Genomic DNA, 12,508 nt, shown 5'->3' on the forward strand with positions numbered 1-12,508 from the left:
GGTCGCCTCCCAGTCGGCCTTAGGAACGCGGATTCCGGCTATCTCGATCTCGTCGCTCATCGTTTTACCTTACCGAGTCTCCTGACCCAAAATCCCTAAACCTTCGTTAAATTCCTGGGACGGTTACCATACAATGAACATGGTGATGTTGAATTCGTTTCTAGATCTGCAACAAAAACATTGAGTGAAAGAGATCAAGTTGCACGATTTTTAAGCTTATTAATTATGTATTTGGTCATCCCTCCGATTTTTTCGATCTTTTCCTTATCTCCTTTTAGTGAAATTGTTGCGGGGGTAGTCAAGTTAGCTCTGCTACTAGCATTATTTCGATTCATAGTTCCCTTTTCTGAAGTGATAGCTGAATTAGTTTCTAAATGGCTTAGTTTTGAAGAAAAAGATAGTCAAGCATTATCTTTCCTTCAAGGGGTGAAAGTCGAAGAGGATTTAACTGTTGGCGACATTACTCAAGGAATTCAAAAGTGAGTTCTTGTTAAAGTTATAATTCTGTTAGGCCTAAGTTTTAAGGAGGGAACATGCTAATAAGTGTTGAAGGAGTTTACCGCAATGGTCGTATAGAACTTACGGAAAATCCCAATAACGTACCTGAAGGAACTTGTGTAATTGTTACCTTCGTGAAATCGAATGATATTGATTTAGCATCTCAAGGAATTGACAGAGAGCAGGCTAAAGCTCTACGCGTCAGTCTAGCTACCTTCTCAGACGATTGGAATAGCCCTGAAATGAGTGTTTATGACAACTATGACGCAGCCAAAGCCAACTGTTAATCGAGGTGATGTTGCTCTAGTGCTCTTTCCAAATTCCAACCTGAGTTCTGCGAAGACACGTCCCGCCTTGATCGTGCAAGCCGATGACTTGCAGACAGGACTGCCCCAAGTCATTGTTGCTATGATTACCAGCCAAATGTTTCGGGCAGGACATCCCAGTCGTGTCACAATTTTGCTAAATTCTCTTGAGGGGCAACAGTCAGGTTTGCTTACAGACTCAGTTGTGATGACTGATAATCTGGCAACGATTGTAATATCAGCGATTCATCGCGTGATTGGCTCATTGCCAACAGCAGAAATTGATGAAGCATTGAAACACACTCTGAGCTTGTAGCGACCGCAGGATAACACGTCGTTGGATCGGCGAATGAAGATTTGTTGCTTCGTTTCGGTCTTGTCTGTCGCCGCTCAACTTGGTCGTTAGCTTGCAACGCGCGGCTTGGTCGCATGCCGTTACATTCAAGATGCGTGATAATAAAGAGCATGGAATCAACCGCACTTTCGCTCATCGTCATTCGTGCAGGCGACATTGAAGCATCGTTGTCGTTTTATCGTGCGCTTGGCGTTGCGTTTATTCAAGAGCAACATGGTTCCGGCCCAGTTCATTATTCATACGATTTTGGCGGCTTGGTTTTGGAGTTGTATCCAAGCAAAGCCAGCTCGCATCAAGGATCGAGTACGCATACAACGATGTTGGGGTTTAAGGTTGTATCACTTAAAAGGACTTTGGCGGAGTTGCACGAATTGGGCATCGAGCCAAAGACCGCACCGAAAGAATCAGAATGGGGGCGTTGGGTTAATGTCACTGACCCAAGCGGGCGCACAGTGCAAATCACTGAAGTTGCGGCGTGACCAACTGCAAGCTAATAACTCAAATGCAACGGATATTCGAACAGGGTCATTTCATTCTAGATTTAGTCAACGAATTCTCAGGCTTTCAGCTATCGTCATCATATGAATCGGAAGCCTAAGACCACGTATCCTTATGAACTCGCAAAAACTGTAATTTAGAATGAAACGGCCCTGGAATATTAGTACACATAGGATAGGAGCCAAACAGGATACCGACAGATGCAATCAGGGGGAATATGAGTAAGGCATTGTGTAAATACGATAGGTAAGAACTAGCCAGTTCTTTTCCTTGAGTTTAGTCGTAGATGGAAAGAAGCACTCTAACAAATCAATGCACGCTAATTGTTAAGTGGCGTTTCTTAGAATCAGTTTGTGCCTGCGGCGGCGCGTTGGCCTCGCGGTGATTGTGATACTTGGCTTTATCAGATTAAAATTATGCTGTAGCTCTCTCAATTGGAAGATTTCTGTATGAATCTGTCTGAGCTTCTTCCCGCTGTCCACCAACTCTCCATCGTCGAGAAGCTGAAACTGATTCGGATTTTGGCAGAGGATCTAGAGGCAGCAGAGGATATCTCGCCCTTAGAACCCTTCAAAACCTATGATTTGCCGACCCCCTACAACAGCTTTGGGGTTGGCGCTATGTTAATGCAAGCTTTAGAGTCAGCGGATCAGGCTTAGTTGTCATGCGTTTCCGCTATTCCACTACTGATCCCTCCCAAAACGAGTTCGATAGTCTGCCAAGAGTTCCGCTCATCCTTCGCCGTGAGGGGCATAGACAGCGACACATTTTGCCCCCGTTTGGCTAGACCATCCCCTACCGCACGCTGGTCTTTCGGAGCGCGGGCCAGCAGTAGATGCGTTTTTGCAACAGCATAATACTGATTTACACTACGACAAGGCGGATTTAAAGGGCGATCGTGAAACCCGCCGCCAACTCGGGGCACAGGCTACCAATAGCACCCCATGATCGTCGTTGCCGATACTTCACCGATCAACTATCTTCTGAGCATCGATGAAAGATTAGGAAGACGGATGGCTAGCGATCGGGGACTTCCTGTTATCGGTACTCTTGGCATCCTGGATGATGCTGCGCGTCAAGGTTTAGTCGAGCTTGCAGATGCGATCGCGCAGTTGCAAAAAACAAACTTTCGTGTCTCCCATCGTATTATTCAAGCGTTGTTAAACAAACCAAAGAATTAGCGGATCAACTGCATTCCTCACCACTTCATCTTACTCACGCGGAAACCCTTATGAGACCTGGGGTTCCCGTTCTGCCTTCTACCTTCTTACTTCTACCTTTCGGTACTAGCCGTTGCCCTTGATGCCCAAGAGTTGCTGTCCTTCGGCAAAGCCCGTGAGCTGGCTAACCTTGACCACCGCCAATAATGAAGATCTGCCCAGTTCTCGTGGTCTACAAGCCGCCACCAATTAGGGGTGGCTAATTTCCCAGGCAGTGAAAAACACAGCATTCGTGAATCTTTTGCAGCGCGATTGGCATCAAGGCGAATCTGAAGCTATTGCCCTGGCATATGATCTAATCACCCCTTCAACTCCTTAAACCGCTATGGCACAAATTACCATCGATATCCCCGACGACCTTGCCAAACGACTTCAGCAGTTTCAAACCCAACTGCCACAGGTGCTAGAGCTGGGTTTACAGGAGTTAGAAACTCAACAACGATCCGCTAATTTCCTTGACGAGCAGGACATCATTCTTCTTCTTGCCAGCCAACCCACCCCCGAACAAATTCTCGCCATTCGTTCTTCTCCAGAATTCCAAGCACGGGTCAGCGATCTGCTAGCTCAAAGCAAGACAGGAGTCCTTTCTGCAAAGGGTGAAGCTGAACTAGAGCGCTACCTGACCTTAGAGCATCTAGTGCGTTTGGCTAAAACCCATGCCTTGGAACAGCTTCAGACATCATGAGTACCTATGTGCCCGCTGCCCTACGCAAGCAAGTCATTGAACAGGCCAAAAGTCGCTGCGAATATTGCCGCTTTCCCCAGAGCGTTACCCTCCTTGCCTTTGAGATGGAACACATCATTTCTGAAAAGCATGGTGGCACCACGACCCTCGAAAACCTTGCCCTAGCTTGCCCCTACTGCAACCGCGCCAAAGGCACTGACCTCGGCTCTATCGACCCAGAAACCAACCAACTCGCGCCCTTCTTTCATCCCAGAACACAGACCTGGCAGGATCACTTCACCCTCTCAGACGCTACCATCATTCCCCAAACCGCAGAAGGCAGAGTTACCGTCCTGATTCTTCAGTTCAACCATCCCGATCGGGTGCAAGAGCGAGCAGGGTTAATCGCGATCGGGCAGTATATTTAGAGGCTTAACCGCCATTGGGCGTACCACCACATTTTTGCTAAAAATGAATGAGGCTAGCCGACTTCAGTTATACCAAGCTCTAGCATCTCGGGGACTTTACTGTCGAATCATCGCTAATTTGCATCATCCGGCCTATCAAAGCCGCGTTTTAGATTAGGGCGACGGCCTTGGCCAAAAACTCGGGCTGCATCCAGCGATCGAGGTTGATCTGACCCAGGTGCTCTTGTCCGGCAATCTCCCCGATCTGGTGAATATGAGCCTGCAGCCAGTCGGTACGCAGCTGGGTTTCGGGCATGTAGACCACAGTCGCCGGGTCACTGGCGCTAGAGCGCAGGGTTTTGGCCACAATGGCGGCATCCATATTCACCCAGCGGCTGACCAGGGTCGTGGCCATGGGCTGGGTGGTATACCAATATTGAGCGGCTAATAGCGCCCGCAGATAGGCCACCGCAATTTCTGGGTACTGTTCGGCCAAGGCTTCCCGAATGACTACCCCGTGGAAGGTTGGCAGGCCGTCGAGATTTTCGGACAGCAGACGGCGAAACTGGCCCCGGTGTCTGGCGATTTCGTGGAAGGGGGCAAAGTAGGCGTAGCCATCGATGGCGGCGTTGCGGCCCGATCGCTGAGAATTGACATCGTCGAGAGCGGCCAGGGTGACATCACCCAGAATGTGCCGGTGATGGAGCGATCGCATCACCATGCCGTGGGCCGCCGAGCCAAAGGGCACCGCAATTACTCGACCCGCTAGATCGTCGATACAGCCAAGGGCCGAGTGCTCGGGCACGATAATGTCGTTGCCAGTGCCATCCAGGTTGCTGGCCACAAAGCTAATCAGGCGAGTGCCTGCCGGAGTGCCGGAGGTCGATGCGGCACTGAGCAACAGGGGGTAGTCGCCCAGCACCCCAATGTCAATTTTTTGGGCTTCTAGCCCGGCAACAATGGGTGCTCCAGAATTGTAGTCGGCCCATTGGATGCGGTACTGCACACCACCGTAGCGGCCCTCACGGGGCAAAAAATGCTCTAGTAAGCTGAGCCGCTGAATAATCAGCCCAGCCGTGACGGTTTGAATTGTGCGGTTTTGGGTGCCGATTGTCAGCGCAATGGTTTCGGTACCGCTAGCGGCCCCAGCCCGCACCAAAAAGTTAGGGGCCTGAAATCGGGGTGCCTGGGGACTGGGCTGCTCCACAGTCGCTGGCAGGGTCACTGGGGCAGATGGCCGCTGTCGAGACATGAAACTTTGGCCGACGCCGGGCTGCTGCTGCACCATCGCCACAAACTGCCGCAAGGGCTCTATGCCGATACTGCTGCGACCTGGGGGATGCCCCTCCAGACCTAGGGCCCGTCCTAGCCGTTTGGCCATCAGCAAAAACAGGGGTGTACCCAGGGCAAACTCTTCGAGGGGAATCCGGCGCAGTAACCCGGCCGCGCACTCGACCTGAAATTCAAAGTCAGAAGCAAACCCCAGGTAGTGCCCCTGGAGCAAATAGGTGCGGATCAAACTTGACGTATCAACGACTTCAACCTGGGCAAAATCGTTTAACTTTAGCCCCAGTTCCTGCATGCGCTTTTGCAGCATAATGCGGCCCGGCAGGCCATCCGGAGGCAGTACCCAAGCCTGATCGGTTAACTCTTTGAGACTTAGCCAAGAGCTTTGGGCGAGATGATGACTGCTAGATACCACTAATGAGTAGTGAACGGAGCCAATGGCGAGTTCTGAAATTTCGTCAAAGGCTGAAAAACTGAGATCTGATATGGCGACATCGACCTCGCCAGTCTTAATCGCACGATATAGCGACTCGACGGTATTAAACTGCATGCATCGGGTTTGAATATCAGCGTGGACACGGCGATATTCGTACAGTACAGATGGTAACCAGTGCCCTAGAATATCGGGCATGCAGCCAACGGTCAGATGGCTAAATTTTCCCTGCTTAATCTCATCGACCTCAGCCCTGAGGCGACTCTCCAAATCGACCAGATTTGGGCCTTCTTCGAGCAGGTACTCGCCTGCCTGGGTCAGCTCTATGCGCCGCCCTAGGCGACGAAATAGAGGGGTTTCGAGATTGTTTTCCAACGCTTTAATCTTTGCACTCACCGCTGGCTGGGTGAGGTTGAGCGTGTCAGCTGCCTCGGTAAAGCTGAGGCAGCGAGCTACTTCTAGGAATACTTTTAACTGGTAGATTTCCATTCAGATTACCCGCCTAAAGTATTTTTTAAGTTGGCCTTAAAGGTTAATTCTCACGTCCAGTCTAACTAATCTTATTAGACCCTAGTAAAGATACACCTTGACCGTTCAATTTTTTTTATGAAGTACTTTGGGTAACTTGAGTAAACTGTTTGGCGAATCTTATTTGTATATTTTATGAGTTTATAGAAGGGTGTGATGGATAAACCGTGTTCATTGCTACAAACCATGTTGATTGACTTTGGCAGGCTCCTTTAAACTGCTGATTGCAAGGCTTCAGAGCCAAGGACTAGCTGTGAATTTCAAGCATTTAGCTAGTTCGATAATTTGATTTCACTGCCGTTTAAACCAAGGACGTGGTTGAGTGAACATTCAGTATCTTAAAACTGATTTCCTAGTCGTCGGCGGTGGCACCGCTGGAACCATGGCCGCCATTAAGGCGAAGCAGGCCAGCCCCGAGAGCGACGTGCTGATTTTGGAGAAGGCGAATATTCGCCGCAGTGGCGCGATCGCCATGGGTATGGACGGCGTCAACACCGCTGTTATTCCCGGTAACTCTACCCCAGAGCAGTACGTGCGCGAAATCACCATCGCCAACGACGGCATTGTCAACCAAAAAGCCGTCTACGAAACCGGGCGGCTTGGGTTCAGCGTGATTCAAGAGCTGGAGAGCTGGGGGGTTAAGTTTCAAAAAGACCACGAGGGCAACTACGACCTGAAGCAGGTGCACCGGGTCGGCAAGTACGTGCTGCCCATGCCCGAGGGTAAGGATCTGAAGAAAATCCTCGCTCGCCAGGTCAAGCGCCATAAGGTCAACGTTACCAATCGGGTGATGGCCACCCGCGTCATGGTGCAAAATGGTCGTGTCACCGGGGCCGTGGGCCTTGACGTGCGCAGCGGCGATTTTGTGGTGATTCAGGCCAAAGCTGTAGTGCTCTGCACCGGGGCCTGCGGTCGCCTGGGTTTACCCGCCTCGGGCTACCTCTACGGCACCTACGAAAACCCCACCAACGCGGGCGACGGCTACGCCATGGCCTACCATGCCGGGGCCGAGCTGACCAACATCGAGTGCTTTCAGATCAACCCGCTGATCAAAGACTACAACGGCCCCGCCTGCGCCTACGTGGCCAGCCCCTTTGGCGCCTACACTGCCAACGCCGAGGGCCACCGCTTCATCAACTGTGACTACTGGAGCGGCCAGATGATGCTGGAGGTCTACAAAGAGCTCAACTCTGGCAAAGGGCCCGTACACCTGAAGATGTACCACCTCGACGACGACACCATCAACGAGATCGAGACCATTCTTTGGGACAACGAACGGCCCAGCCGGGGCCGTTTCCACGAGGGACGCGGCGAAAACTACCGCACCCACGGCGTCGAGATGAATATCTCCGAAATCGGCCTGTGTAGCGGCCACAGCGCCTCAGGGGTATGGGTGAATGAACGGGCTGAAACGACGGTGCCGGGCCTCTATGCCGCTGGCGACATGGCCAGCGTGCCCCATAACTACATGATTGGTGCCTTTGTCTATGGTCGCATCGCGGGCGAAAACGCCATGGACTACCTGCGCGACCTGGAGCACGTCGAGCCCGATGCCGACTTTTTGGCCGCTGAGCAGGCCCGAATTTATGCGCCCATGGAGCAGCCCGAAGGCGTACCCCATACCCAGATTGAGTACAAGCTGCGTCGCCTGGTGAACGACTATCTGCAACCGCCCAAGTCCCCCAACAAGATGGACATCGGCCTGCAAAAGTTTGTTGCCTACGAAGAGACCCTCAACCTGATGGGCGCCCGCGACCCCCACGAGCTGATGCGCTGCATGGAAGTGCACTTCATCCGCGACTGTGCCGAAATGGCGGCCCGCGCCTCACTCTACCGCAAAGAAACCCGCTGGGGCCTGTACCACTACCGCCTCGACTATCCCGAAAAAAATAACGAGGAATGGTTCTGCCACGTCAACCTGAAGAAGGATGGAGCGGGCCACATGGAGCTGTTTAAGCGCCCGGTCGAGCCCTATATCGTCGATGTCGATCTGATCGAGGAAGTTTACGACGTTGCCGTGCGGTAGGGTGGGCACCGCCCACCGTCTCCCCTAGCTGACCCGGTAACCCCGTAGGTTGTCCCTATGGTGAAAAAGGAAGTGCAGTGAAACGAAGTGCAACCCAACCTAAATTCCCTGGTGTTGGGTTCCGCTATCGCTACACCCAACCTACCGCTCAACTTCAAATCACTGTTCTCTGGAAAACTTGGCTAAAGAACATTTCCAGTGAGGGTGCACCACCTTGTGCCCCTCCGAAACCCCGATCCCTGACCATTGACCTGAAGGAATTTTTCATGGCTCTAACCTCCCAACGCGTTGACGTACCGGTAATCGTTGATGAATCGAAATGCCTAGAAAAGTGCGTGGCCTGCATTGAGGTCTGCCCCCTCGATGTACTGGTGAAAAACCCCGAAACCGGCAAAGCCTACATGAAGTACGACGAGTGCTGGTTTTGCCTGCCCTGCGAGCAGGAATGCCCTACCGGGGCGATTACGGTGCAGATTCCGTTCTTGCTGAGGTGAGGAAATGCAGGGGGGCTAGGGAGCTAGGGAGCAGAGGGGCAACATCAACCATCGATGCAACACCCTAACAAGAAGGTAAGTCAACCATCTCTCTGCCGTCGCTCCCCTGCCCCCCTGCTCCACTGCTCCCCCACCTCCTATCCCTGCTGTCATTAGGAAACTCCAAACCATGCACAACACCGATATGGATCCTGAAGTCGCTCAGTGGGTTGAGATGCTGCGATCGCCCCAGCTAGACGATCGCCTGGTGGCGGTCAAAACCCTGCAACACCTGGGCGATGAAGATGCGATCGAGCCCTTGATTGGGGTGCTCTACAACGAAGAAAACCCGACGGTGCAAGAAATTGCCGTCACTACCCTATGGGAGTTTGCCAACCCGGTTGCCATTCCTCCGCTGATCGAATGTCTCAGCTCGCCCCACGCGAACGTGCGCGATGAAGCGCTCTCAGCCCTGAAGGAACTGGTCTCCACCAACGACCTGATGAAGCTGCTGGATGTTTTGCAGGTGGGCAATACCTACGCCCAGCTCAACGTGCTGGTGCTGCTGCGCAAGATTCACGATGCCCAGGCGCTACCGTTTGTCTTGCCCTTCTTTGAGTCAGAAAACCCCACCCTGCGAGAGGCGGCGGTGATTACCCTGCGCTACCTCAACCAGGTGGTGCGCTGCGAACCGGCCCTGGCCCTCGCCCAGGATGCTAACGCATCGGTGCGGCGGGCGACAGCGCTGACCCTGGGCCACCTGAGCGACGCCGAGGTGGTACCGCTGCTGTGCGAACTGCTCACCAGCGATGCCGATTGGCAGGTGCGGCGCAATGCGGCCCAGTCGCTGGATCTGTTGGCCAATCCGGCGGCGATCGCGGCGTTGATAGCGGCCATGGGCGACCCTGAGTGGCAGGTGCGCAAGTTTACCGCCCGCGCCCTGCAAAAAACCGCTGACGAGCGCGCGCTACCCGTGCTGATCAAAGCGCTGGCCGATGAGTATTCTGACGTGCGCCGCGATGCCGCCACCGCCCTGGGCAAGCTGGCTCAAGCCGAGGCCCTGCCCGCCCTGCAACAGACCCTCAACGACCCCGATATGGACGTGCGGATTTTTTCCCAGCGGGCCATTGACGCGATTCAGAAGTCTCTGCCAGAAACCTCCAATGTCTAGCCATGCCTCCCCCTTTCACCGCGCCGCTGCGGCCCCCGCTGAAGACGTCGCCCCTAGCCCTGAAGCAATCAGCCGCAAGCAGGCGGTGATCGCCCAGCTCAAAACCCTGCGCGAGCCCACCCTCGGCAACGATTTAGTCAGCCTGGGCATGGTGCGCAATTTGCAGGTGGTCGATGACTATGTCTATCTGCGGCTCTACGTGGGCTGTCATCAGCTCGATCTGCAAGACCTGGTGCAGGCCACCCTGGCGCAGCTGCCCTGGTGCAAAAAGGCCTACGCCCAGCTCTGCACCATTCCGGGGGTGCGCACCACGCTGGCGGTGTCGAGCGGTAAGGGTGGGGTGGGCAAATCGACCACTGCCGTTAATCTGGCGGCCGCGCTGGTCAAAACTGGGGCCAAAGTGGGCCTCCTCGATGCCGATATCTACGGCCCCAATGTGCCGCAAATGCTGGGCTTGGGCCAGGCTGCGGTAGAGCTAGTCGATACCCCCGCCGGGCAGCGGTTTGTGCCCCTAGAGGCCCACGGTATCAAGCTGATGTCGGTGGGGCTGCTGGCCGAGCCCGATCATCCCCTAGCCTGGCGGGGGCCAGTGATGCACAAAATCATCACCCAATTCATTCATGAGGTGGACTGGGGCGAGCTCGACTACCTGCTGATTGACCTACCCCCCGGCACTGGCGATGCCCAGATCACCATCGTGCAAGAAAGCCCCATTGGCGGCGTGGTGATGGTGACCACGCCGCAGCAGGTGGCGGTTTCTGACGTGCGCCGCAGTGTGCATATGTTTCGCCAGGTGGGGGTGCCGGTGCTGGGCCTGGTCGAGAATATGAGCTATCTGCTCTGTGGTCACTGCGGCGAACCCACGCCCATATTTGGCAGCGGCGGCGGCGCGCAAATCGCTAGCGAACTGTCGGTGCCCCTGTGGGGCCAGGTGCCGATTGACCCCCGAATTTGCAATCAGGGCGATGCCGGCGTGCCGCTGCCGCTCAAGCTGCCCGACGCCCCCCTGAGCCAAATCTTTGGCCAGATTGCGTTGGGCCTAAACACCACCTTTGGCGTGGCGGCGGTGGAGCCCCTGACCACGGTGTGCTGATGAGGGAAGACCAGGGGAGGAGTTTTGGATGCAAAACCCCTTCAACCGCCCTCAATTTTTTCCGGATTCCTGCTACAACCTCACTCCTGACTTGACCAGTCATTGCAGGAATCCTTTCCTCATGTTGACACCCATGGAGAGCGCCATGGCGACCAGAACGTGGCGGCTGAGTTTGGGGATAGTTGATTTTTTCTTCTAATACCTGCGTTTGGGTGAGCCGTCGGGCAACGCTGACTTAAGCGGGTTGATGACGTGCCCTGGCCTCGCATGGCGATGGGGCTATTGCTAACAGTCGCGGTGCTGCCCGATATTCCTTCTCCCTATACAAGGTGTAACCATGAAATTATCGTCTCAGTCTGACCCAGGGAAACCCTCCCTGGGAACGGTTTCGGCTGATTGGAAAACCCAGAGCCTGGCCATTGTGCCGGGGCTGTTGCTGACGACGCTGATGGCTGGGCTGGCGATTGGGTTGGGTTGGGTCATTGGCCTGGAGACCCTCAACCCGCTGTTGCTGGCCGTGCTGTTGGGTATTGGTTGGCGGCAGTGGGGCCAGGTGCCTCACGCCTATAGCCCCGGCATCAAATTTGCGATGAAGCGGGTGCTGCGGCTGGCGGTAATTTTGCTGGGGCTGCGGCTCAGTTTGGCAGAGGTGATGGCCGTGGGCCCCTGGGGGCTGGGGATAGTTACGATCGGCACCATCGCTACCTTTTACCTCACCTGCTGGCTGGGGCAACGGCTGGGTATCAATGCCCGGTTGACCCAGCTGATTGCAGCGGGCACCTCGATTTGCGGTGCCTCGGCGGTGGTGGCCACCAACACCGTAGTCGAGGGCTCTGAGGAGGATATGGCCTACGCGATCGCCACCATTACCGGCTTTGGCACCCTGGCGATGCTCACCTATCCGCTGCTGGGCACCCTGATGCAGCTCAGCCCCCAGGCCTTTGGTATCTGGTGCGGTGCCTCGGTGCACGAAGTGGCCCAGGTGATTGCCACCGCCTTTCAAAAGGGCGATCTGAGCGGCGAATTGGCCACCGTCACCAAGCTATCGCGAGTGCTGCTGGTGGTACCGATTATGGTTAGCCTGGGCTGGCAAACTCGCCATTCCCAGCAACCACGGCGGGCATCGATTCCGATTCCCTGGTTCGTGGTGTTTTTTGGCCTTTTAGTTGTGGTCAATAGCCTCGGTCTGATTGCAACCCCCATCAAAGCTGTGGTGCTCAGCGGCAATCAGTGGCTGCTCTGCATGGCGCTGGTGGCGATGGGGCTAGAGACCAATCTATCTAACCTGGCTCGGCTGGGGGTGAAGCCGCTCTATCTGGCGGGGCTATCTTGGTTCTTTTTATCAGTCGCTAGCCTGGCCATGATTGTCTTTGGATATCTCTTTATCTAACGAATTTTAGGCTACGTCGATAGTTCAAAAAAGGGTAGTACATTTTAGTAAAGGACAGAGGAAAAGATGGACTCTTCCCGTTCTGCCAACTTCTGTCTGACTTGGCGATTGTAGTCATGGATGAACATCCAGATCGCACCGATGTGATTCTCTAGCTTCT

Annotated in this window: 14 protein-coding genes; 13 read left to right on the forward strand and 1 reads right to left on the reverse strand. The window is 54.2% G+C overall.

Annotation, left to right across the window (positions count from 1 at the left end; genetic code table 11):
- Positions 1 to 225 precede the first annotated feature (225 nt).
- The 8 genes from IQ254_RS25255 (at position 226) to IQ254_RS25290 (ending at position 3,968) form a co-directional block, all read left to right on the forward strand.
- A complete protein-coding gene (locus IQ254_RS25255) occupies positions 226 to 483 on the forward strand; it encodes a hypothetical protein (RefSeq protein WP_193968923.1) in 258 nt (85 codons plus the stop codon).
- A 50-nt stretch (positions 484 to 533) separates the two neighbouring features.
- The gene (locus tag IQ254_RS25260) at positions 534 to 785 is read left to right on the forward strand and encodes a hypothetical protein (protein ID WP_193968924.1); all 252 of its coding nucleotides are present in this window, start codon (positions 534 to 536) and stop codon (positions 783 to 785) included.
- On the forward strand, positions 760 to 1,119 hold the full coding sequence (locus IQ254_RS25265; protein ID WP_193968935.1) for a type II toxin-antitoxin system PemK/MazF family toxin: 360 nt from the start codon (positions 760 to 762) through the stop codon (positions 1,117 to 1,119). Before IQ254_RS25260 ends, IQ254_RS25265 begins: the two co-directional genes overlap by 26 nt.
- A gap of 149 nt (positions 1,120 to 1,268) precedes the next feature.
- Positions 1,269 to 1,637, forward strand: coding sequence for a VOC family protein (locus tag IQ254_RS25270; protein WP_193968925.1), 369 nt, complete (start codon positions 1,269 to 1,271; stop codon positions 1,635 to 1,637).
- 468 nt (positions 1,638 to 2,105) lie between these two features.
- Positions 2,106 to 2,315, forward strand: a complete 210-nt coding sequence (locus tag IQ254_RS25275) for a hypothetical protein (RefSeq protein WP_193968926.1) — start codon at positions 2,106 to 2,108, stop codon at positions 2,313 to 2,315.
- Positions 2,316 to 2,600: 285 nt separating this feature from the next.
- Positions 2,601 to 2,837 carry a DUF3368 domain-containing protein gene (locus IQ254_RS25280; RefSeq protein WP_193968927.1) on the forward strand — a complete coding sequence of 79 codons (237 nt, stop codon included), beginning with the start codon at positions 2,601 to 2,603 and terminating at the stop codon, positions 2,835 to 2,837.
- A 364-nt stretch (positions 2,838 to 3,201) separates the two neighbouring features.
- Positions 3,202 to 3,561 carry a hypothetical protein gene (locus IQ254_RS25285; RefSeq protein WP_193968928.1) on the forward strand — a complete coding sequence of 120 codons (360 nt, stop codon included), beginning with the start codon at positions 3,202 to 3,204 and terminating at the stop codon, positions 3,559 to 3,561.
- Positions 3,558 to 3,968, forward strand: coding sequence for an HNH endonuclease (locus tag IQ254_RS25290; RefSeq protein WP_228041083.1), 411 nt, complete (start codon positions 3,558 to 3,560; stop codon positions 3,966 to 3,968). Before IQ254_RS25285 ends, IQ254_RS25290 begins: the two co-directional genes overlap by 4 nt.
- Positions 3,969 to 4,116: 148 nt before the next feature.
- Here the strand turns inward: IQ254_RS25290 and IQ254_RS25295 are convergent, their stop codons facing one another.
- Positions 4,117 to 6,156, reverse strand: a complete 2,040-nt coding sequence (locus IQ254_RS25295) for a LysR substrate-binding domain-containing protein (protein ID WP_193968929.1) — start codon at positions 6,154 to 6,156, stop codon at positions 4,117 to 4,119.
- Between the two features lie 361 nt (positions 6,157 to 6,517).
- Between IQ254_RS25295 and IQ254_RS25300 the strand changes: the two genes are divergently transcribed.
- From IQ254_RS25300 to IQ254_RS25320, 5 genes are all read left to right on the forward strand, one after another.
- On the forward strand, positions 6,518 to 8,221 hold the full coding sequence (locus IQ254_RS25300; protein WP_193968930.1) for a fumarate reductase/succinate dehydrogenase flavoprotein subunit: 1,704 nt from the start codon (positions 6,518 to 6,520) through the stop codon (positions 8,219 to 8,221).
- Between the two features lie 266 nt (positions 8,222 to 8,487).
- Entirely contained in the window at positions 8,488 to 8,715 is a 228-nt protein-coding gene (locus IQ254_RS25305) for a ferredoxin family protein (RefSeq protein ID WP_193968931.1), read from the forward strand.
- A 169-nt stretch (positions 8,716 to 8,884) separates the two neighbouring features.
- Positions 8,885 to 9,865, forward strand: coding sequence for a HEAT repeat domain-containing protein (locus tag IQ254_RS25310; protein ID WP_193968932.1), 981 nt, complete (start codon positions 8,885 to 8,887; stop codon positions 9,863 to 9,865).
- On the forward strand, positions 9,858 to 10,958 hold the full coding sequence (locus IQ254_RS25315; RefSeq protein WP_193968933.1) for an Mrp/NBP35 family ATP-binding protein: 1,101 nt from the start codon (positions 9,858 to 9,860) through the stop codon (positions 10,956 to 10,958). Before IQ254_RS25310 ends, IQ254_RS25315 begins: the two co-directional genes overlap by 8 nt.
- 337 nt (positions 10,959 to 11,295) lie before the next feature.
- Positions 11,296 to 12,348 carry a YeiH family protein gene (locus IQ254_RS25320; protein ID WP_193968934.1) on the forward strand — a complete coding sequence of 351 codons (1,053 nt, stop codon included), beginning with the start codon at positions 11,296 to 11,298 and terminating at the stop codon, positions 12,346 to 12,348.
- Positions 12,349 to 12,508 lie beyond the last annotated feature (160 nt).

This window comes from Nodosilinea sp. LEGE 07088, assembly GCF_015207395.1.
Classification (GTDB): domain Bacteria; phylum Cyanobacteriota; class Cyanobacteriia; order Phormidesmidales; family Phormidesmidaceae; genus Nodosilinea.